Source organism: Salinispora sp. CH2A1_6 (assembly GCF_056820975.1).
On record NZ_JBXEDG010000005.1, the window covers coordinates 130,936 to 152,159 of the forward strand.

Sequence of the window (21,224 nt, forward strand, 5' to 3'; positions counted from 1 at the left end):
CACCCCAGCCGCCGCCCCCAAACCCAGCGCGCCCCGCTCTCCCGGGGCGATGCCTACCGAGCGAACCGCTGCCGCCGTGCGACGACGGAATCAGCGCGTAGCGCGGAGGCTACCGGCACGCCGGGCCCGGTCGACCGCCTCCGGCAGAGCTGCGATCAGCGCGTCAACCTCCTCCGGCGTACTGGTGTGGCCGAGCGTGAAGCGCAGCGAGGAGCGGGCACGGGCGCTGTCGGCGCCCATCGCAAGCAGCACATGGCTCGGCTGGGCAACCCCCGCCGAGCACGCCGAGCCGGTGGAGCAGGCGATGCCCTGCGCGTCGAGCAGGAGCAGCAGCGCATCGCCCTCACAGCCCGGAAAGGAGAAGTGGGCGTTGCCGGGCAGGCGATCGTTCGGGTCGCCGTTGAGCACCGCCTCCGGCACCGCCTGCCGCACCCGCGCCACGAGGTCGTCCCGGAGGGCGGCGAGCCGGGCCGCGCACTCCTGCTGGTGCCGGACCGCCGTCTCCAGGGCGACCGCGAACGCGACGATTCCGGCCGTGTCCAAGGTCCCCGAGCGGACGTCCCGCTCCTGGCCGCCGCCGTGCAGCAGCGGGGTCACCGCGACGTCCCGGGCGAGCACCAGGGCACCCACCCCGGCCGGCCCGCCGAGCTTGTGCCCCGTCACGGTGAGCGCCGAGACGCCACTGGCGGCGAAGTCCACCGCCACCTGACCGACGGCCTGGATCGCGTCGGTGTGCAGCGGCACCCCGTGCTCGGCGGCCACCGCGGCCAACTCGGCAACCGGCTGGACCGTACCCACCTCGTTGCTGGCCCACATCGTCGTGATCATCGCCACCTGGTCGGCGGCGGCGGCCAACTCGGCGCGCAGCCGCTGCGGGGTGACCCGGCCGAGGGCGTCGACCGGAAGCCAGCTCACCTCGGCGCCCTCCTGCGCGGCCAGCCAGTCGACGGCGTCGAGCACCGCGTGGTGCTCGACCGCACTGGACACCACCCGCGTCCGCCGGGGATCGGTGGACCGGCGGGCCCAGAAGATGCCCTTGACCGCGAGGTTGTCGCTCTCGGTGCCACCCCCCGTGAAGATCACTTCGGCGGGGCGAGCACCCAGCGCGGCGGCCACCCGCTCGCGCGACTCCTCCACCCGGCGGCGGGCCTGCCGGCCCGCCCCGTGCAGGGCGGAGGCGTTGCCGACCTCGCGCGCGGTGGCGACGTACGCCTCCAACGCCACGTCGAGCATCGGAGTGGTCGCCGCATGATCCAAATAAGCCATCAGGTTCAGCCTAACGACCGGATCGGGGTCAACCGGAAGCCGGAGGGCCTCCGGGAAGAACCGCGCCGCACCGGGTGGGCGAGCCGCGGCAGCTCAACCGAGCCGGCGGCCGAACCAGCCGAACCGCTTGTCGAGCGCCACGACGGCACCGGCCACGAGGGCGACCCCCAGGATCCGCAGCCATGTCCCGGGGCCGATGGGCGCCGTCCGGAACAGTGTGTTAAACACCGGCAGGTAGGTGAGCGCCACTTGGCCGAGCGCCTGGAGCAGGACCCCACCGATCAGCCAGCGATTGGTGAACAGCCCCAGCCGCCACGCCGAGTGGCGCAACGATCGACAGCTGAACAGATAGAAGATCTGCACGGCGACGACGAGGTTCACCGCCGCGGTACGGGCCTGCGCCAGCTCCGCGCCGCCGCTCAACTCCCACTCGAACACCCACCAGGCGCCCGCCACGACCAGGGCGGAAACGAGCAGAATCCGCATCACCAAAGCGCTGGTCAGCAGCGGCTGGGCCGGATCCCGAGGCGGCCGGGACATGATCCCCTCCTCCTTCGGCTCGAACGCGAGCGTCAGGCCGAGCAGCACCGCCGAGGTCATGTTGATCCAGAGGATCTGGCTGGGCAGGATGGGCAGCGCGGTGCCGAGCACGATGGCGACGAGGACCAGCATTCCCTCCGCCGCGTTGGTGGGCAACGTCCAGGTGATGAACTTGGTGAGGTTGGCGAAGACGCCCCGCCCCTCCTCGACGGCCGCCTCGATCGTGGTGAAGTCGTCGTCGGTGAGGATGATGTCCGACGCCTCCTTGGCCACCTCGGTGCCGCTGCGTCCCATCGCCACCCCGATGTCGGCCTGCCGCAGGGCCGGCGCGTCGTTGACGCCGTCCCCGGTCATGGCGACCACCTGTCCATCGGCCTGCAACGCCTCCACCAGCCGCAGCTTCTGCTCCGGCGACACCCGGGCGAAGACTGCCGCCCGGTCCACCGCTGCCGGGCCGTCGGCGGGCGAGAGCCGCGCGAGGTCGGCGCCGGAGAGCACCGCGCCGGACCCCGGCTCCGCGGCCAGTAGCCCGAGGCGACCGGCGATGGCGCACGCGGTGCTCCGATGATCACCGGTGATCATCTTCACCGCGATGCCGGCTCGCTGGCTGGCGGAGATCGCGTCAGCGACCGCGGCCCGGGGCGGATCAAACATGGCGTGCAGGCCGGTGAAGACCAGGTTGCCGGGCAACTCCTGCACTGCCAACTCGGCGTCACCGGCCATCCGCAGCTGCGCCGTGGCCAGCACCCGTAGCCCCTCGCCGGCGAGCGCGCCGGCGGCGCCCAGCACCTCGTCCCGGTCCAGCGGCACCGATCGCCCCTGCTCGTCCAGCGCCGCGACGCTCCACTCCACCAGCCGCTCGACCGCGCCCTTGACCAGCACCACCCGTCCGCCGTCGCGGGTGTCGTGCAGGGTCGCCATGAACTGCCGCTCCGAGGTGAACGGAACCGACGCGACCCGGGGTAGCTCGTCGGCCACAGCCGCAGCCCACAGGTCGGCCTTGGCCGCCACCACCAACATCGCGCCCTCGGTCGGGTCGCCGAGCACCACGTACCCCTCGTCCCGCTCGACCAACCGGGCGTCGTTGCAGGCCACCCCGGCGAGCAGCGACCAGCGCAGCGCCCCGTCACCGGAGATCCGGACGGGCTCGCCGTCGGGACCCCGGATCTCACCGGCTGGTTGGTATCCGCTGCCGGTGACCTCGTGCCGGCCGGCGACCGTCCAGAGCATCCGCACCGTCATCTGGTTCTCGGTCAGGGTGCCGGTCTTGTCGGTGCAGATCACCGTCGTGCTGCCCAGCGTCTCCACCGCCGGCAGCCGCCGGATCACCGCCTGCCGGCGGGCCATCCGCCCAACCCCGATCGCCAGTGTGATCGTCACCGCCGCGGGCAGCCCCTCGGGGATGGCCCCGACCGCCAACGCCACGGCGGCGGTGAACATCTCGCTGCCGCTCTCCCCCCGCAGGATGCCGACCCCGAAGGCCACCCCGGCGAGCACGAGAATCACGACGGTGAGCAGCCGGCTGAAGCGGGCCAGCTTGGCCGTCAGCGGGGTGTCCAGCACCTGGGCGCTACCGACCAGGCGGTGGATCCGACCCAGCTCCGTCTCGGCCCCGGTGGCCATGACCAGTCCGGCCGCCGAGCCGCCGGTGACGAGCGTGCCGGAGTAGAGCATGTTCCGGCGGTCGGCCACCGGAGTCTCGTCCGCGACGGCGACCTCGTCCTTGCGGACGGGCTGCGACTCACCGGTCAGGGTCGACTCGTCGACCCTGACCTCGTCGGCGCGGGCCAGGCGCAGATCGGCGGGGACCTTCTCCCCCGCCTCGACCAGCACCAGGTCGCCGGGGACGACCTCCGCCGACGGCACCCGACGTGGTTGACCATCCCGGACCACCCGGGTCTCGGTCCGCACCATCGACCGCAACGCGTCCAGCGCGGCCTCGGCCTTGGACTCCTGCAGGAACCCGACCAGGGCGTTGACCAGGACCACACCGAAGATCACGACCGAGTCGACGTACTCGGCGAGCAGCAGGGTGACCAGGCCGGCGCCCACCAACACGTATACGAGGGGGTTCTGGAACTGGCGGAGCAGCCGGCGGAGCAGGCCGCCGCGGGTGGCGGCCGGCAGGACGTTGGCCCCGAAGCGCTCCCGACGGTCGGCCGCTGCCGCGTCCCCCAGGCCGCGCTCGGTGTCGGTCTCGAGCAGCAGCACGACCTCGTGCAGGGCCAACGCGTGGTGGCCCCGGTCGGGCGTCCTCGGCATCCGCGCTCCTCGTTCCCTGCCTCGGCGGGGTGCGTGCGGGGCACGCAGGCCATCCTCGCAGGTTGACGCGGCGACCGTACGGTTGTGGTCGGGTCTGGCGAGTCAGCTCACCGGCGCTTGCGAATCTCCTCGGCGGTCTGCGGTACGACCTTGAACAGGTCACCCACCACGCCGAAGTCGGCGAGCTCAAAGATCGGCGCCTCACCGTCCTTGTTGACCGCGACGATCGTCTTTGAGGTCTGCATGCCGGCCCGGTGCTGGATCGCGCCGGAGATTCCGAGCGCGATGTAGAGCTGCGGGGAGACCGTCTTGCCGGTCTGGCCCACCTGGAACTGGTGCGGGTAGTAGCCCGAGTCAACGGCGGCGCGGGAAGCGCCGACGGCGCCACCGAGCAGGTCCGCCAACTCCTCGACGAGCTTGAAGTTGTCGGCGGTGCCGACCCCACGGCCACCGGAGACGACGACCGACGCCTCGGTCAGCTCCGGACGGCTGCCCTTCTGCTCGGCGACCCGGTTGACGACCCGGGCCAGTTTGTCGGCGGCCGAAACCGAGACGGTGAGCTGCTCGACGGCCGGGGTGGCCGCGGCCGGTTCCGGGGTGATCGAGTTCGGCCGAACGGTAACCAGCGGCAGGCCACGGGTGACCTTGGACTTCACGATGGTGGAGCCGGCGAAGACAACCTGCGTCGCGGTGCCGTCGGCGTCCAGCCCGACCACGTCGGTCAGGATGCCGTTATCGAGCTTCACCGCGAGGCGAGCGGCGATCTCCTTGCCCTCCTGAGCGGAGGCGAGCAGCACCGCGGCGGGCTGTACCCGCGTCACCAACTCGGCCAGGACGGTGGCCTTGGGCGAGACCAGGTGGCCGTCGATCTCCGCACTCTCGGCGGCGTAGATCTTCGCTGCCCCGTACTCACCCAGCTTCGCGCTCAGCGCCTCGGCTGCGCCGGGGCCGCCGAGCACGACCGCGCTCGGCGTACCCAGGCCACGGGCGAGGGTGAGCATCTCCAGGGTGACCTTCTTGACGCCGAACTCCCGGGTGGCTTCGACGACGACGAGAACCTCAGACATGTCCAGACCTGCTCTCACACGAACTTCTCGGTGGCGAGGAACTCGACCAGCTGCGTGCCGCCGGCGCCCTCGTCGGTGACCTTCGTGCCGCTGGAGCGCGGCGGTCGCTTGCTGTGCTCCAGCACGGCGCTGGTCGCGCCGGCGTGGCCCACCTCGGCCGGGGCGACACCGAGGTCACCCAGGGGCAGGGTCTGCACCGGCTTCTTCTTGGCGGCCATGATGCCCTTGAAGGAGGGGTAGCGCGGCTCGTTGATGGTGTCCCAGACGGAGACCACCGCGGGGGTTTCGGCGGTGACCACCTCGTAGCCCTCCTCGGTCTGCCGCTCGATGGTGAGCGTGCCGCCGTCAACGGTGAGCTTCCGAGCGCCGGTCAGCGCGGCGATGCCGAGCCGCTCGGCGATCATGTGCGGCAGGACCTGGACCCGGCCGTCGGTGGACTCGGCACCGCAGAGCACCAGATCGGCGTTCAGCTGCCCGAGCGCGGCGCCGAGCACCTTGGAGGTGGCCACCGCGCAGGACCCGGCCAGGGCGTCGTCCAGGACGTGTACGGCCTTGTCCGGCCCCATGGAGAGCGCCTTGCGGATCGACTCGGTCGCCTGGTCGGGCCCCATGGTCAGGATGGTGACCTCGCCGCCGTGCGCCTCCTTGATCTTCAACGCCTCCTCGATGGCGTACTCGTCCATCTCGTTGATGACGTTGTTCGCCGAACCGCGGTCGACGGTGTTGTCGTCAGTACGCAGGTTGCGGTCCGCGCCCGAATCGGGCACCTGCTTGACGAGTACGACGATATTCATCGCGCTTCGACGACCCTCCTGTATGTGGTGCGATTCGCTCGCCCGGTCTGGGGCGCAGCCTCCCGCGTAACTCAACGCGCGGTCAACCGCGGACGCTGTGCGGTTGCCCACGACACCATGTTACCCACAAGTAGCTTCCAGCTCTGGAGCCCGTATGGTGACACAGCTCACCGAGCGTGGCTCAGGCCGGCTCCACCAACGCACCCCGGATGCGCTCGATCATCGCTGTCTCCTGCGGGGTGACCCCCCGGTGCGCCCCGGCCGCCTGGTCGGCGGCGGCCAACACCACCTCCCGGTAGGTCCGCACGTCCTGCGGAGACTTCTCCCGCAGGATCGCCACCGCCCGGGTCAACGCCGGAAGCACCACAGACTCGATCTCGAGCTCCGAATCGCGCGGCAGCCGGGGCAGGGGACCACTGGTCAGCACCGCCTTGACCACCCCACTGGAGTCAGCCAGCGCGGCGGAGGCGGCGAAGCTCTCCCGGACCAGTGCCAGCACACCGGGCTCCACATTTGACACGAGGACGACCGCGCCGAAGGCGCCCGTCTTGAGGGTCAGCCGCTCCTCGGCCGTCAACCGCTGCTCCATGATCACGGAGTGTAAATGTCGCGCCCGCCGTGGGGTGTGGCAACAACCACGGGTACGTCATGATGGTGTCATGGCTCGGCTGTACGTTCTCCTCTTCCTCGCTCAGGTCGTCCTCGCCGTCGTCGCGTTGATCAGCTGCCTCTCGGCCGAGGAGGGCGACATCCGCGCCCTGCCCCGGATCGCCTGGGTGCTGGTCATCCTCTTCTTCCCGCTGGTCGGCTCGATCGCCTGGTTCGTCGCCGGCCGCGAGTCCAGAGTCGGTCAGCCCGGGGCCGGACGGCCGGTCGGCAACGGTCTCGCCGGGCGCCGGCGCCGCCCGATCGCCCCGGACGACGACCCCGAGTTTCTCCGCTCGGTCGAGGAACGCACCCAGAGCCAGGCCGACCGGGAGCTCTTCCGCCGTTGGGAGGAGGACCTGCGCCGCCGCGAGGACGATCTTCGTCGCCGGGACGGCGAGCAGAAGCGACCGGACGCCTGACCCGCCTCAGGCGAGACTCGACGACCGGGGATACGCGTCCCCCGGGTCGGTCACCACGTTGACCAGATACGGCACCCCGGCCGCGAAGGCCCGCCGCAGCGCCGCCCCCAGGTCGGCGGCCTTCGTCACGGTCTCGCCCGCACCACCCAACGCCTGGACCACCTGGTCGTAACGGAGCTCCGGCTGGAGGTCGGCGGCCACGTCGTAGCCGTACAGTGCCCGCATCGGATGCTTCTCCAGCCCCCAGATGCCGTTGTTACCGACGACGATCACCACCGGCAATCGCTGGCGGACCAACGACTCCACGTCCAGCAGGGAGAAGCCGGCCGCACCGTCCCCCATCAGTACGCAGATCTGCCGGTCGGGGTGGGTAACCCGAGCACCCATGGCGTAGCCCATCCCGGTGCCGAGGCAGCCGTACGGACCGGGGTCGAGCCAGGTACCGGGCTGGGCGGGCTCCAGGTACCGACCCGCGTACGAGACGAAGTCGCCACCGTCGCCAATGGTGATCGCGTCCCGGGCCAGTACCCGGCGCAGCTCGCCGTAGACCCGGGCGGGCCGGATCGGGTCGGTCTCCGCGGCCATCTCCGCGGCGTCACGGGTACGGGCAGCATCCTCGGCGGCACGCAACTCGGCGACCCACTCCGTGTGGTCGGTGCGGTCGCCGGGGTGGTCGGCGAAGGCGGACAGGATCAGTCGCAGGTCGCCGGCGGGTGCGGCGGCCGGCTGGCGGTGCCCGGCACGCTGACCCGGCGCGTCCACGACGTGCACCACCGCCGCGGCGCCGAAGTCGCCGAAGTTGAGCCGGAAGTCCAGCGGTGTGCCGACGACGACCACCACGTCGGCCTGCTGCAACGCCACCCGGCGAGACTTGGCAAAGGCGAGCGGGTGCTCCGGCGGTAGCGCGCCCCGGCCCATGCCGTTGGCGAAGACCGGCACCGAGAGGGCCTCGGCCGCCGCGCGCAGCGCGTCAACAGCAGCGCCGGCGTAGACGTCGGAGCCGGCGATGAGCACGGGGCGCTGACCGTGGGCGATCAGGTCGGCGGCCTTCGCCACCTCCGCCGGGTCCGCCTCGATCGGGGCGATCGGAGCGACGGCGGGCAGCTCGGCGTCGGCCACCGCGAAGGCCACCTCCAGGGGGAGGTCCACAAAGACCGGGCCACGATGCGGGGTGAGCGCCGTGGTCAACGCGCCACTCACCACGTGCGGGATGTCCTCGGGGCGCCACACCGTCTCGGCGTGCTTCGTCACCGGGGTGACCAACGGCAGGTGATCCAGCTCCTGAAGGCTACCCGCCCCCCACCGAAACTGTGGTGCTCGCCCACCGAGCACCAGGATCGGTGATGCGTTGAACAAGGAGCTGGTCAGCCCGGAGATGCCGTTGGTGACGCCCGGTCCGGCAGTCAGTACGGCGAGGCCGGGGCGGCGCTGCAGCTTCGCGACCGCCTCGGCGGCGAAGACCGCCGACTGCTCGTGCCGGACGTCATAGATCGGAAACCCGAGCTGGTGCGCGGCGTCGTAGAGCGGGAAGACGTGCCCACCGGAGAGGGTGAACATCTCCCGCACCCCGTGTGCCCGCAGCGCCGCCAGCGCGAGCGCCCCGCCGTGCCCCTCGATCCGCTCCGACATGACCAGCTCCCCTGCCCGCGGAAGGTCCGGGCATACGCTACCCAGCGGTAGCCGGAATGGGAACGCCTCGGATCAACGTCCGGTGAAGTCCGGCTTGCGCTTCGCCACGAAGGCCGCCATGCCCTCCCGCCGGTCGTCGGTGGCGAACAGCGCCGCGAAGAGCTGGCTCTCCCAGGCCAGACCGGAGGTCAGATCCATCTCCAGGCCACCGTCGACCGCCAGCTTCGCCGCGCGCAGGGCCTGCACCGGCCCGGTCAGGTACGGCTGCACCAGGGCCACCGCAGCCGCGTAGACCCCGGCGGCGGGGGCCACCCGGTCGGCCAGCCCAATCCGGAGCGCCTCCGGCGCGTCCACCATCCGGCCCGACATGATCAGATCCTTGGCACGGGCCGGGCCGACCAGGCGGGCCAGGCGCTGGGTGCCACCGGCGCCGGGAATGACGCCGAGCTTGATCTCCGGCTGGCCGAGCTTGGCGTCCTCGGCCACCACCCGCCAGTCACAGGCGAGGGCCAGCTCGCAGCCGCCGCCGAGGGCGTACCCGGTGATCGCGGCGACCACCGGCTTGGGGATCTGGGCGATCGCCCCCAGCGCGCTGGAGAGCGCGACCGCCCGCTCGGCCATGTCCACGTAGGACATATCGGCCATCTCCTTGATGTCCGCGCCGGCGGCGAAGACCCGATCCCCGCCGTACACGATGACCGCGCGGACGGCCGGGTCGCCACCCGCCTGGGTCGCCGCGGCGCGCAACTCCTCCTGCACCTGGGTGTTCAGCGCATTCATCGGCGGCCGCTCCAGTCGAATGGTGCCGATCCCGTCCTTGATCTCCAGCCGCACGAACTCGCCCACGCTGTCCCTCACTTCCTCGTCGAAGTAGCGTGCCAACCTTACGGCCCCGCCGCTGGGGCCGTAGTCTGGCGCCAGCCCTGGCACCGGGAGTTCCGAGATGGTCACGCATTACGACGACAAATCGATACGGATCACCTCCACAACTGTGCAGGTGATGGACCAGACCTTCCCCCTGGCCGAGATCAGCGCCGCGTGGCACCACCGCGGCAGCCGCTCCTGGCGCGTGTTGGCCGGCCGCGGCGCGATCGGCGCGGCCCTGGCCGTTCCGCTGGTCGCGGCGGTGGCGGGCATCGTGCTGGCGCTCTGGCTCGGCCGCTCCCCCACCATCACCATCGCCATCATCGGCGCCTCGGTGCTGGTCGGGCTCGCGGTCGGGCCGGTCGCCGACTTCCTCTTCGAACACCTGGACCGCTCGTACGCCCGGGGCAGCCGCCGGCGGGAGATCTGGATCCGGTGGCAGGGCCGGCCGATGCTGCTGCTGGCGACCGCGGACGCGCTGCGGTTCGGGCAGATCTACCGAGCCCTGCAGCGCGCCATCGAAGCCAGCCAGCCAGCTCCCCGACCACCGCACCCGGCGGCGAGATCGGACCGCTCCCGCGCCACCAGCCCATAGCGGCCCCGGTGCCGGAGTAGCGCCGGACGCCGGCCCGATCGGACCGACCCGCACCCACCGACCCCCCGGTTAGAGTTAATGATGACCCTCTATTACCGGGACGACGCGGTGCAGGTGACCTCCGAGGCGATCCGGTCGGGCGGGCTCCGGGTGCCGATAGCCGAGATCAGGTACGTCTGGCACACGAAGGGGCGAACCACCCTCGCCGTCCGCGGGCGGCTACTCAGCCGCAGTGTCCTGGTGCTGCTGTTGTCGTTGCCGCCCCTGGCGGCGGTGGTCTGCGCACTCTCGCTGGTCTGGTCGGCGCCGGAGCGAGGCTGGCTGCCGGTGCTGCTCACCCTCGCCGGGTGCCTGCTACTCGCGCTGGCCGTGGCGCCCTTCCTGGAGATCCCGCTCGGCTGGCTCGACCGCTCCTACGAGCGGGGAAACCGCGTACACGAGCTGTGGGTGCAGGCACAGGGCCGCGAGCTACTGCTCCTGCGCACGCCGGACGCCCTCCGGTTCGGCCAGATCTACCGCGCCGTGCAGCGCGCTGTCGAACAGCAGACCTACGACCGGTGACCTGGCGACCAGAGCATCCCGCCCAGGCTGCCACCGCCACCACCCGCCCTGGGCCGCGGTGCGCAAGAGTCAGCCCGGCCGGTACAGCTCGTCGATCTCGTCCCGGCGGGGCAACGCCACCGAAGCGCCGAGCCGCCGAACACACGCGGCGCCGGCGCCCGTCGCCCACCGCGCCGCGTCCACCAGGTCGCGCCCCTCCCCCCAGCCAACCGCGAGCGCGGCCGAGAACGCGTCCCCGGCCGCCGTCGAGTCAACGGTCTCGACCGGCACCGCCGGCACGTACGCCCGACCGCCATCCCGGTCGCCGTACCAGGCGCCGGAGACGCCGAGGGTGAGCACCGCCCGGGGCGTCAGCTCCAGCAGGGCCTCTGGCTTGTCCCGACCGTGGCCGGTGAACGTCTGCGCCTCGCTCTCATTGACCACCAACACGTCGGTGGCGGCGAAGAGCTCCGGCGGCACGGTCCGGGCGGGCGCGGCGTTGAGCACCACGCGAGTCCCGGCCGCACGCGCCGCCACCGCCGCCTCGGTAACGGTCTCCACCGGGATCTCCAACTGGGCGACCAGCACATCCGCTTCCCGTACGGCGGTCAGTTCCGGCTCGGTCAGCCCAGTCATCGTGGCATTGGCGCCGGGACTGACCACGATGGCGTTCTCTCCCTCGACGTTCACCATCACCAGGGCGACCCCGGAGGCGCCGTACATGACCCGCAGCTGACCGGTGTCCACTCCCGCCGCGGTGATGCGCGCACGCAGGGTGACGCCGAAAGCGTCGGAGCCGATGGCGCCGAGGAACGTGCAGGCCGCGCCGGCCCGCGCTGCCGCGATGGCCTGGTTGGCGCCCTTGCCACCCGGAACCATGACGAAGTCCGCGCCGAGCAGCGTCTCCCCCGGTCGAGGCAGCGCCGCAGCGGTCGCCACGAGGTCCATGTTGGCGCTACCCAGGACGACCACCCGGGTCTGTGGCATTGAGCACCTCCGATGGTACGGGTTGGGGCTGTGGATTCCCTACCCGGTCACGGCCTGACGCGAGCCACGCCGCGCCTCAACCGGCACGGGCGGTGTAGCGGTCGCCGTGTCGCTCCACCACCAGGTGCAGCCCGAACGTCTTGCTGAGATTGTCCCCGGTGAGGACATCAGTCAGCAGGCCCTGCGCCACCACGTCCCCGTCGCGCAGCAGCAGCGCGTGGGTGAAGCCGGGCGGGATCTCCTCCACATGGTGGGTGACCAGCACCAACGCCGGGGCATCCGGGTCCGACGCCAACTCCGCGAGCCGGGCCACCAGCCCTTCGCGGCCCCCCAGGTCAAGCCCGGCGGCGGGCTCGTCGAGCAGCAACAGCTCCGGGTCGGTCATCAGCGCCCGGGCGATCTGTACCCGCTTACGCTCACCCTCGGAGAGGCTGCCGTACCGGCGGTCGGCGAGGTCTCCGACGCCGAGCTGGCCGAGCAGGGCTCGGGCCCGGGACTCGTCGCCGCTGTCGTACTCCTCTCGCCAACGACCCACCACGGACCAGGACGCGGTCACCACCACGTCCACGACCCGTTCCTCGGTGGGGATGCGCTCAGCGAGGGCTGCGGTGGAGAGCCCGATCCGCGTCCGCAGCTCGGTCAGGTCGGTACGACCGAGCTGCTCGCCCAACACATGGGCGAGCCCGGCGCTCGGGTGCAGTCGAGCGCCGGCCAGGTTGAGCAATGTGGTCTTGCCGGCACCGTTGGGACCGAGCACCACCCAGCGCTCGTCCAACTCGACCTGCCAGTCAAGGTCGTGCAGCAGGGCCGCACCGGCGCGGCGCACGGTCACACCGTCGAGGCTGACCACCAGATCCGCGTCCACGGAGGCGGGGGCGGCGGCGGCACCGGAGGGGCCGGGGATCAGGGCACCAGTCACGGCTCCATCCAACCACGCACCGGTGAGCCACACCCGGGCCCCCGAAGGAGCTACCGGAGCGAAGCGCGGTCACCGTCGAAGCGTCGGCCAACCCCACCGTCCCGCCGCTCAGCTCGTCGTCGAACCGAACACCTCGTCCCGAGCCGCCTCCAGGGCGGTGTGCAGCGCGCCGCGCAGAATCGGCTCCTCGGTCAGCCCGGTCGACACCACCCGCGGCCGCACCAGAGCGATCGCCGCCACCTCCCGCTGCACTCTCTCGGCCAACGCCGCCCCGCCGGCCCGGCCGACCGCACCAGCCAGGACCACCAGCGGCGGATCCAACACCACACAGGTACTCGTCACGCCGAGCGCGAGCCGGCGGGCCAGCTCGTCCAGCATCGGGGCACCTGTCGCGCCGGCAGCGACCGCGGCGGAGACCCCACCGGCCGCCGTATCGTCGGGATACCCGTGCTCCCGGGCGAGCGCGCGAACCGCCTCCCCGCCGACGAGCTGCTGGAACGCGGGCTCCGTGCGAAGGGCAGCGGCACGCGGGATCGGCACCCCGGGCACCGGCAGCCAGCCGATCTCCCCGGCGGCACCGGTGCTGCCGTGGTGCAGCCGCCCGCCGATGACGATCGCCAGACCGATTCCGGCATCCACCCAGGCCAGGACGAAGTCCGCCACGCCCTGCGCCGCTCCCGACCGTGCCTCGGCCATCGCCACCAGGTTGACGTCGTTCTCGAAGACCACGGGGGTGCGCAGGTCGTCCCGAAGCGCGCCGAGCACGCCGGCGTGCCACCGCGGCAGATTGAACGCGAAGGTGATGTCACCACTGGTCGGGTCGACGAGACCGGGGGCGCCCAGGACGACCCGGCGTACGGTCGACAGCGGCGCCTCGGCGCTGTTCGCGGCCGTTACGACCGCGTTGTGCACCACGCTGACCGGGTCGTCGGTATCGACGGTTGACTGCACCGAGCGGCCGACCACCGTCCCGGTGATGTCCGCACAGGCGGCGACCACCCGCGCGGCCCCGAAGTCCACCCCCACCACGTGGGCGCTGCCCGGCCGGACGGCGTACAGCTGGGCGTTCGGACCCCGCCCGCCCGCCTGCTCACCGACCCGGGCGACCAGCCCCCGCTCCTCGAGCCGCTCGACCAACTGGGATGCGGTCACCTTGGACAGACCGGTCAGTTCGCCCAGCCGCGCTCGGGTCAGCGGGCCCTGCTCCAGCAGCAGCTCCAGCGCCGCGCGGTCATTGAGCGCTCGTAACAGGCGGGGGGTGCCGGGGAGCCGGGTCATAGTCATGCCAGTCCTCGAGATTTCATAACCAGCCACACGCAACGACGAAAGAGGTAACCGTAGCGTAACGACCACCAACGGAGCGGGTAATCGACCGTATCGACAGGGAGACAGGAGAGCACATGGGGTCGGCCAGGTGTTCGCCGCCTCGCGCTGGGCACCCTGCTCGCCGCCTATCCGGGCCCGGTCCCACCACAGTGGGGAGAGCGGAGACGTCACCCGCCTCGCGCACACGACCGCAAGCCCGTACCCCGGCAACGCCGCACTCGGGGCGATCGGCGACGGGGCGCTGACCCGACGTGCCCACGAGGCCATCGGGACGGAGTTGGCCACCCTCGGCATCACCGTCAACCTCGCCCCGGCCGTTGATGTGAACAGCGCCGACGAGAACCCGGTGATCGGCACCCGCTCCTTCGGTCGCGACCCGGACCGGATGGCCGCCTGCGCCACGCACTTCCCCGGCCACGGCGCCACGGTCGTGGACTCCCACCACGAACCACCCACGATCGATGCCCCGCTGACGCTCCTCCGCCGGCGGGACCTACCGCCGTTCGCGGCGGTGGTCGCCGCCGGCACCCGGTGGTGGTGGTCGAGATAGCTGGCCCGGGTCGTGGCGGCCATCGGGGGTACGCGCCTTCGTCACCACGTACGGCGCCAGCCACGCCAACGGCCGCGCCGCCGCCGAGTTCCTCGGGCTGACCCACCGAACACACCTAGTACGCTCCGTTACCGCCCGCTACAGCCGGTCGTGCACCTCTTACCGCAGGTCAAAGTCCAGTTTTCGACACACCAACACCTCGGATCGCCCTTGCCTACCCGCCGCCAAATACGTAGCGTTACAGCTGCATCCGGCGATCCGCCCTCGGGCGGCCAGCGGGGGCCTGGGGGAAGGACGCGGACCGGGGTTCCGGCCCGGGAGCTCCGGTCCGCGCCCTCCCCACTCGCGGCGGCACGAGCCGGCCGCCGCCTCGTCTCTGTCCTGGTGCGGTCGCGCGCGAAATTCAGCCCGGGTAGACCCCGAACGACCGCCAGCCCCGGTCGGGGAACCCGGCCGCCTCGGCCACCCGGGCCGACGCCGCGTTTCGCCGGCTGTGCAGGTACGTCGGTACCGCCCCCCCGGCGAGGACACTGCGCGCCGCCTGGGCGACGAGCCGACGGGCCAACCCCCGCCCCCGGGCTGCCGGGACGGTGCCCACCGCCAGCTCCCCGCCGTACGCGTCATGCCACTTGACGCCGACCCCGGCCTGGTAGCGGCCGCGGGCATCGCGTACCACCAGCACCGGCCGGTCGAACAGCCGGAGCCAGGGCGGCAGGCCGGGCGAGGTCGGCGGGATCCACTCACCGACCTCCGGCAGCGGTGCGGGGTCCTCGGTCCACCGAAACACGTCGTCGTGCACCACCCAGTCGGGGTGACCGACAGCCGCCGGCAGGCCGGCGAGGAGCCGCCGGGACGAGCCCTGGGCCAGTTCCCGGACGGCGGCGACCCGCTCCGGCGCCACGGAGAGCACCTGGTGCTCCCCGGCGGAGACGGCGATCGCCGGCCGGAGCCGACCGTCCCAGGCGGGCTGGGCCCGACGCCGGGCGGCGACCACGTGCCGACCCGGACCAGCCGGCCACTGCCCCAGCCAGGTGGTCAGGTGCAGGTGGAGCCGCCGGCTGCCCATCACCCTCCTCCGAGGTCTGCGCGTCGCGCGCCGTACGCACAGCGTCTGGGGTGCCCCACGGGTCACGGGCCACCGTCGCTGGCGACGACTGTAACCGCCTCGCAAGATCTTAAGCTGATCGTCACGGCTACGCTGGGCACGACGAGGGAGGCCCGGTGACACAACGGGTACTGGTCGTGGACGACGACCGAACAGTCAGTGACGTGGTCTGTCGCTACCTGGTACACGCCGGCTACCAGGTGCGGCACGTCGGCGATGGCGACTCGGCGCTTGCCGCGGTCGCCGCCGAACCGCCGGACCTGGTGGTGCTGGATCTGATGCTGCCCGGGCTCGACGGCTTGGAGGTGTGCCGGCGGCTGCGGGCCAAGCCGGGCGGGGTGCCGATCATCATGCTCACCGCGCGCGGCGACGAGGCTGACCGTGTCCTCGGCCTGCAGCTTGGTGCGGATGACTACCTCGGCAAGCCGTTCTCGCCCCGGGAGTTGGTGCTACGCGTCGGGTCGGTGCTGCGGCGCAGCGATGCGCCGCGGACAGCACCGGCCACCGTGCTCCGCGACGACGCGCTCGTGGTCGAGACCGGCCCCCGCGTGGCCCGGCTGCACGGCCACGAACTCACCCTCACCGTGCGCGAGTTCGACCTGCTGGCGTACCTGATGCGACACCCCGCCCGGGCGTTGGGCCGGGCCGAGCTGCTGGAGCGGGTGTGGGGCTGGAACTTCGGCGACCAGTCGACGGTGACCGTCCATGTTCGCCGGCTACGGGAAAAGGTGGAGGCCGATCCGGCCAACCCCCGCCGAATCGTAACGGTCTGGGGCGTCGGCTACCGATATGAGCCGACCGATGGGTGACCTGGCGCTGATCTTCGCGTTCGCGCTCGGTCCAGCGCTCTGCGTCGGCGCGGCCGGCGCGCTCACCCTGCGCCTGCTGCGCGAACGCTCGGTGACAGTACACATCGTCACCCTGCTGGTCGTCACGGTGACCGCGATGGTGGCCGCGGTGGCCGTGGTCGCCGACCAGATGTTCCTCTCCCCGCATGACCGGAACGTGGTGCTGATCACGGTGGCGGCGGCGGCTCTGGTGAGCCTCACGGTCGGCTGGCTCTTCGGGCGCCGCCTGGCCGCCGCCGCGGTCTGGGCGGACCAGGCCCGGCAGCGTGAACGCCAGATCGAACAGGGTCGGCGGGACCTCGTCGCCTGGGTTTCGCACGACCTGCGAACCCCGTTGGCCGGGCTGCGGGCGATGGCGGAGGCGCTGGAGGACCGGGTGGTCAACGATCCCGCGTCGGTGAGCGAGTACCACCGCCGGATCCGGGTGGAGACCGATCGGATGACCCGGCTGGTGGACGATCTCTTCGAGCTCTCCCGGATCAACGCCGGCGCCCTGCGCCTAACCCTGTCGGCGGTACCCCTGGGCGATGTCGTGTCGGACGCCGTCGCCAGCGCCGCACCGCTGGCGGCCGCCTGCCGGGTGCGCCTGCTGGCACCCGACTCGGGCTGGCCCACCGTACTGGCCAGTGAGCCCGAGCTGGCCCGGGTGGTGGGGAACCTCCTGCTCAATGCCGTCCGCTACACGCCGTCGGAGGGGACCGTCCGGGTCGAGGCCGGGGCGGATACCGACTGCGCCTGGCTGGCGGTCGCGGACACCTGCGGCGGCATCCCGGAGGAGGACTTGCCCCGCGTCTTCGAGGTCGCCTTCCGCGGCGAGCGGGCCCGCACCCCCTGCCCCAGCACCGGGGGATCGACCAGCGCTGGGGAACCAACCAGCTCCGGGGGGCTGGGACTGGCGATCGTACGCGGATTGGTCGAGGCGCACGGCGGCCGGGTACAGGTCCGCAACACCACCGGTGGGTGTCGGTTCGAGGTCCGGCTACCCCTTCCGGGAACCGCCTAAGCCCATCGATTGTTACCACTTTATTCAATAGACGTACACCATTACCTGAAATGGTGGGGTCATGCCGAACCAGCCGCAGAACCGCCGCCACTATGACTCCAGCGCACTCTGGCCGACCGCCTGGGTTGCCGCGGAGCATTTCCCGGCCCAGCCACCGCACCGCGGCAACCGCGCCTCGCCGCTGCTCACCTGGGTTGAGCTGAACCGCCGACCCACCCGCTACTCCAACCCCCACTGACCAGCCCTCGGGTCCACCCAGGGCGTCGCGGGGGAGCAACGCACCACCGGCGAGCCGACGCCGGCATTCGCACACCTGTCGGGTAACGTCTGCTGGTCCTCCAGACCGGCCTACGACAGGAGAAGTTCCGCGCATGGGCAAGAAGACGATCCGCGTCTCTGACTTCAGCGGCCGGGTGCTCCAGCCCGACGACGAGGCCACCCGGGTGGTCATCCTGGAGCACCCGGACCTGGTTGCCGGGCCCGTACAGTTGGACGCCACCCCCGCCGAGGTGGAGAACATCGACGACGCGGCCCTGGATGTCGCGATCGTTGAGATCCACGACAGCCACGGCGGGGGCGAGCCACGCCGGGTCGTCCTGACCGCCAGCGAGTTCGATGCGATGGCCACCGACACACCGATGGCGCAGCTACTGCGGACCGCCGAGCGGGTTCGTCCGCCGAAGACACGCCGCGCCGCCGAGAAGGTCGACTACAGCACGATCGAGCACGCGGGTCGACCGCACCGGGGTCGGGTCACCGAGGAGGAGGCCCGGCTCGTGCGGGAGCGGCTGGACGAGGTCAACAAGCGCCTCGCCGACTCCGGCGTCCGTCAGATCGACCCGGCCGATCCGGAGCACGCCGCCCGGTACGGCTTCCCCACCCCAGACTGACCAGCTCGCCTCCGGCTGGTGGGGTCGCGGGCGGCGAGCGTCGCCCCGACCCCACCGCCCGCCCCGCGTGACGCAGCGACCGGTGCCGGTACGTCAGCCTCGTGGGCCCAGCGGGGCCGAGCCCAGCTGTCGGCGTTTCGGCGAAAGGGATACCGCGTGCGACTCCAGGTGGGATGCGCGATGTGGACGCACAAGGCGTGGCAGGGGCGCCTGGTGGCCCACCCCCTACCCGCACCCGAACGCCTGCGGCACTACGCCGGATGGTGCACGGCCGTGGAAGGGAACACCACCTTCTACGCGACCCCCTCCCGGGAGACAGTCTCCTCCTGGGCACAGCAGACCGACCCGAGTTTCGGGTTCGTGCTCAAGCTACCCCGAGTTGTCACGCACGAGCGCCGGCTCGATGATGTCGACGCACCGCTGCATGCCTTCCTCGACGCGATCGAACCCTTGGGTCCCCGGGCGCAGGCCCTCTGGATCCAGCTGCCGGGTTCTTTCACCCCTGGCGACGTGGCTGCCCTCGCCCGCTTCCTGCAGCGTCTTCCCCCGACCCACCGGTACGCGGTCGAGGTGCGCCATCCCGCGTTCTTCGTCGACTCCCACGCGACCCAGAGGTTGGTGCGAACGCTTGCCGCCACCGACACCGAGTGGATTCCCTTCGACACCACCACATTCTTTGCCTACCCACCAACCAGCGACGCGGAGCGGGATGCCTGGACGAAGAAGCCACGGATGCCACTCCGCACGGCGGCGCTGACCGACCGGCCGATCGTCCGTTACCTCGGCCGGGACGATCCCGACCAGACCGGTGCGGGCTGGCAGCACTGGGTCGACACCGTCGCCGACTGGCTCCACGAGGGCCGCTCGCCCACCTTCTTCGTCCACACCCCAGACAACGCCGACGCCCCGGTGCTCGCCCGCCGCTTCCACGACGAGGTGCGCACCCGCGTCCCCGCGCTCGAGCCGCTACCCCGACCGGCTCCGGCGCAGCCACTGACGCTCTTCTGAGCCCGCCGCTGAGCGCGGCCCCTCCGGGGTGCCGCCGTTTTCCGGCCACCGCCGCCAGCGCTGACCCACGGCGCGGAAGCCGCGTCAATCGTCCTTTTACCCAGACCGACACCCTTAACGCCCGGTACGCGTTGATCCTGGCGGTAGAGGCATCTCTACCTACACAGGGTATGGGTGGCTAATGGCGGCTTCTGCCCTATTAGCAGTCATTCGTCGGCTGGAGGTATGCACGATGCAAGGAATCGGTCAACGGCTCGGCCGAGGCGTTGAAGGGCAACAGACGGGACGCACCGCCGCCGGCTGGCTCTCCCTCGCGCTGGCCGTGACGGTCACCCAGGCGGTCGTCGTGTCATCCGCGTTCGCGCAGAACAAGCCACCGACGGCCGCTGCCGTGACGGACACCGCCCTGTCCTGGGGCGAGGGCGACAAGGGACAGTTGGGTAACGGGACCAACGACAACAGCACCGTCCCGGTCGAGGTCAGCCTCCCCGCGGGCACCCTGGTCACCGCCATCGCCGGCGGCGGCGCCCACAGCCTGGCGTTGACCAACACCGGCACCCTGCTCGCCTGGGGCGAGAACTCCTCCGGCCAGCTCGGCGACGGCACCACGAACAGCAGCAACACCCCCGTCGCGGTAGCCCTACCCGCCGGAACCGACGTTACCGCCATCGCCGCCGGCAACGTCCACAGTCTGGCGTTGACCTCCAGTGGCACCGTCTTCGCCTGGGGCGGCAACTCCTCCGGCCAGCTCGGCGACGGGAGCACCGACAGCACCAGCACACCCGTCACCGTCGGCCTGCCCGCGGACACCACGGCCACCGCCATCGCCGCCGGCGACAGCCACAGCCTGTCGCTGACCGACACTGGCAGCGCCTTCGCCTGGGGGGACAACTCCCAGGGCCAGCTCGGGGACGAGAGCACCAACAGCACCAACAAACCGAGCAACGTCGCCCTGGCATCGGGCACCACGCTCACCGCGATCGCCGGCGGCGCCGCCCACAGCCTTGCGTTAACCTCCGACAACGCCGCCCTCGCCTGGGGAGACAACTCCCAGGGCCAGCTCGGGGACGGGACCAACGACGACGCCCTGGCGCCGGTCAACGTCGCCCTGATACCAGGCACCGAGGTCACCGCCGTCGCCGCCGGCAACCGCCACAGTGTGGCGTTACTCGGCAACGGCACCGCCGCCGCCTGGGGGAACAACTCCCAGGGGCAGCTGGGCAACGGGAACAACACCAGCAGCGGCACCCCGGTCGAGGTCACCCTGCCCACCGACACCACACTCACCGCCATCGCCGCCAGCAACAGCAACCACACCGTGGCGACAACCAACGCCGAAACCGCCCTCGCCTGGGGCGACAACTCCTTCGGTCAGCTCGGTGCCGAGACCGACGACACCCCCGACCCCAGCATCGCCAGCAGCAGCAACACCCCCATCGCGGTCAACCTGCCCACCGGCAGCACCCTGACCACCGCCGCCGTCGGCAGCAACCACAGCCTGGCCCTGCCCACGCTCCAGGCGACCTCCACCACGGGCCTGCAGGTCTCGCCGCCGGACCCGACCACGGATCAGGACGTCACCCTCACCGCCACCGTCACCTGCGACCCCGGGCCCGCGACCGGCAGCATCACCTTCCGCAACAACAACACCGACCTCGCCACCGTGCGCCTGGACAGCAACAGCACCGCCACCTACACCACCCGGCTCCCCGCCGGCACCCACACCATCACCGCCCACTACACCAGCACCACCAGCCTCTGCCCCAACAGTCAGTCCGAACCCGTCACCGTCGCCGTCACTGAGCCGACCGACCCCACAGACCCGACCGACCCCGACCTACCCATCACCGGGGCCAGCCTGCCCAGCCTGCTCACCACCGCCACCCTGCTCATCCTCGCCGGTGCCAGCTTCATCTACCTCACCCGCCGACACCGGTCCAGCCACCACCAGAAGTAGCGAGTAG

20 protein-coding genes and 1 pseudogene are annotated in these 21,224 nt (G+C 71.6%); 10 read left to right on the forward strand and 11 right to left on the reverse strand.

The annotated features are described in order from the left end of the window. Positions 1-90 precede the first annotated feature (90 nt). The 5 genes from AC1UKG_RS11790 to AC1UKG_RS11810 all read right to left on the reverse strand — a co-directional run bounded on the left by AC1UKG_RS11790 (position 91) and on the right by AC1UKG_RS11810 (position 6,524). On the reverse strand, positions 91-1,266 hold the full coding sequence (locus AC1UKG_RS11790) for a cysteine desulfurase family protein (protein ID WP_026271192.1): 1,176 nt from the start codon (positions 1,264-1,266) through the stop codon (positions 91-93). Between the two features lie 93 nt (positions 1,267-1,359). Beyond that, on the reverse strand, positions 1,360-4,068 hold the full coding sequence (locus AC1UKG_RS11795; protein WP_018813585.1) for an HAD-IC family P-type ATPase: 2,709 nt from the start codon (positions 4,066-4,068) through the stop codon (positions 1,360-1,362). Between the two features lie 107 nt (positions 4,069-4,175). Then, positions 4,176-5,135 carry an electron transfer flavoprotein subunit alpha/FixB family protein gene (locus AC1UKG_RS11800; RefSeq protein ID WP_018729833.1) on the reverse strand — a complete coding sequence of 320 codons (960 nt, stop codon included), beginning with the start codon at positions 5,133-5,135 and terminating at the stop codon, positions 4,176-4,178. A 14-nt stretch (positions 5,136-5,149) separates the two neighbouring features. Continuing rightward, the gene (locus AC1UKG_RS11805; protein ID WP_018743021.1) at positions 5,150-5,929 is read right to left on the reverse strand and encodes an electron transfer flavoprotein subunit beta/FixA family protein; all 780 of its coding nucleotides are present in this window, start codon (positions 5,927-5,929) and stop codon (positions 5,150-5,152) included. A gap of 181 nt (positions 5,930-6,110) precedes the next feature. Next, positions 6,111-6,524 (reverse strand): hypothetical protein, encoded by a 414-nt coding sequence (locus AC1UKG_RS11810; protein ID WP_018734223.1) that lies wholly within the window; start codon positions 6,522-6,524, stop codon positions 6,111-6,113. Positions 6,525-6,588: 64 nt separating this feature from the next. On the opposite strand from AC1UKG_RS11810, the gene AC1UKG_RS11815 reads away from it, so the two are divergent. Next, on the forward strand, positions 6,589-6,996 hold the full coding sequence (locus tag AC1UKG_RS11815) for a PLD nuclease N-terminal domain-containing protein (RefSeq protein ID WP_018743020.1): 408 nt from the start codon (positions 6,589-6,591) through the stop codon (positions 6,994-6,996). A 6-nt stretch (positions 6,997-7,002) separates the two neighbouring features. On the opposite strand, the gene AC1UKG_RS11820 is transcribed toward AC1UKG_RS11815, so the two are convergent. Together AC1UKG_RS11820 and AC1UKG_RS11825 are read right to left on the reverse strand one after the other, a co-directional pair. Beyond that, complete coding sequence (locus AC1UKG_RS11820) at positions 7,003-8,625, reverse strand: acetolactate synthase (RefSeq protein ID WP_482641756.1); 1,623 nt, start codon at positions 8,623-8,625, stop codon at positions 7,003-7,005. A gap of 72 nt (positions 8,626-8,697) precedes the next feature. Beyond that, a complete protein-coding gene (locus AC1UKG_RS11825; protein ID WP_482641757.1) occupies positions 8,698-9,471 on the reverse strand; it encodes an enoyl-CoA hydratase/isomerase family protein in 774 nt (257 codons plus the stop codon). Positions 9,472-9,568: 97 nt separating this feature from the next. Between AC1UKG_RS11825 and AC1UKG_RS11830 the strand changes: the two genes are divergently transcribed. Both AC1UKG_RS11830 and AC1UKG_RS11835 read left to right on the forward strand, forming a co-directional pair. Then, on the forward strand, positions 9,569-10,084 hold the full coding sequence (locus AC1UKG_RS11830; RefSeq protein WP_018813582.1) for a DUF6232 family protein: 516 nt from the start codon (positions 9,569-9,571) through the stop codon (positions 10,082-10,084). Positions 10,085-10,165: 81 nt separating this feature from the next. Next, entirely contained in the window at positions 10,166-10,645 is a 480-nt protein-coding gene (locus AC1UKG_RS11835; protein WP_026271191.1) for a DUF6232 family protein, read from the forward strand. 69 nt (positions 10,646-10,714) lie between these two features. Here AC1UKG_RS11835 and AC1UKG_RS11840 read toward each other — a convergent pair whose 3' ends face one another. The 3 genes from AC1UKG_RS11840 to AC1UKG_RS11850 form a co-directional block, all read right to left on the reverse strand. Beyond that, positions 10,715-11,611: a ribokinase gene (locus AC1UKG_RS11840; RefSeq protein WP_482641758.1), complete on the reverse strand. Its 897-nt coding sequence runs from the start codon at positions 11,609-11,611 to the stop codon at positions 10,715-10,717. 76 nt (positions 11,612-11,687) lie between these two features. Continuing rightward, positions 11,688-12,563: an ABC transporter ATP-binding protein gene (locus tag AC1UKG_RS11845; RefSeq protein ID WP_018743014.1), complete on the reverse strand. Its 876-nt coding sequence runs from the start codon at positions 12,561-12,563 to the stop codon at positions 11,688-11,690. A 75-nt stretch (positions 12,564-12,638) separates the two neighbouring features. Then, on the reverse strand, positions 12,639-13,814 hold the full coding sequence (locus AC1UKG_RS11850; protein ID WP_026271190.1) for an ROK family transcriptional regulator: 1,176 nt from the start codon (positions 13,812-13,814) through the stop codon (positions 12,639-12,641). 147 nt (positions 13,815-13,961) lie between these two features. Between AC1UKG_RS11850 and AC1UKG_RS11855 the strand changes: the two are divergent. Further along, positions 13,962-14,388, forward strand: a pseudogene (locus AC1UKG_RS11855) (glycoside hydrolase family 3 N-terminal domain-containing protein); the annotation flags it as partial. 421 nt (positions 14,389-14,809) lie between these two features. On the opposite strand, the gene AC1UKG_RS11860 reads toward AC1UKG_RS11855, so the two are convergent. After that, positions 14,810-15,472, reverse strand: a complete 663-nt coding sequence (locus AC1UKG_RS11860; protein ID WP_482641759.1) for a GNAT family N-acetyltransferase — start codon at positions 15,470-15,472, stop codon at positions 14,810-14,812. Between the two features lie 155 nt (positions 15,473-15,627). Between AC1UKG_RS11860 and AC1UKG_RS11865 the strand changes: the two genes are divergently transcribed. The 6 genes from AC1UKG_RS11865 (at position 15,628) to AC1UKG_RS11890 (ending at position 21,217) form a co-directional block, all read left to right on the forward strand. Further along, on the forward strand, positions 15,628-16,320 hold the full coding sequence (locus tag AC1UKG_RS11865) for a response regulator transcription factor (RefSeq protein WP_018743011.1): 693 nt from the start codon (positions 15,628-15,630) through the stop codon (positions 16,318-16,320). Further along, the gene (locus AC1UKG_RS11870; RefSeq protein ID WP_018743010.1) at positions 16,313-17,362 is read left to right on the forward strand and encodes a sensor histidine kinase; all 1,050 of its coding nucleotides are present in this window, start codon (positions 16,313-16,315) and stop codon (positions 17,360-17,362) included. The genes AC1UKG_RS11865 and AC1UKG_RS11870 overlap by 8 nt, the downstream gene beginning before the upstream one ends. A 61-nt stretch (positions 17,363-17,423) precedes the next feature. Beyond that, positions 17,424-17,600, forward strand: coding sequence for a hypothetical protein (locus AC1UKG_RS11875; protein ID WP_018813577.1), 177 nt, complete (start codon positions 17,424-17,426; stop codon positions 17,598-17,600). A 133-nt stretch (positions 17,601-17,733) separates the two neighbouring features. Further along, the gene (locus AC1UKG_RS11880; RefSeq protein ID WP_018743008.1) at positions 17,734-18,252 is read left to right on the forward strand and encodes a hypothetical protein; all 519 of its coding nucleotides are present in this window, start codon (positions 17,734-17,736) and stop codon (positions 18,250-18,252) included. Between the two features lie 180 nt (positions 18,253-18,432). After that, the gene (locus tag AC1UKG_RS11885) at positions 18,433-19,260 is read left to right on the forward strand and encodes a DUF72 domain-containing protein (protein ID WP_482641916.1); all 828 of its coding nucleotides are present in this window, start codon (positions 18,433-18,435) and stop codon (positions 19,258-19,260) included. A gap of 232 nt (positions 19,261-19,492) precedes the next feature. After that, complete coding sequence (locus AC1UKG_RS11890) at positions 19,493-21,217, forward strand: RCC1 domain-containing protein (RefSeq protein WP_482641760.1); 1,725 nt, start codon at positions 19,493-19,495, stop codon at positions 21,215-21,217. Positions 21,218-21,224 lie beyond the last annotated feature (7 nt).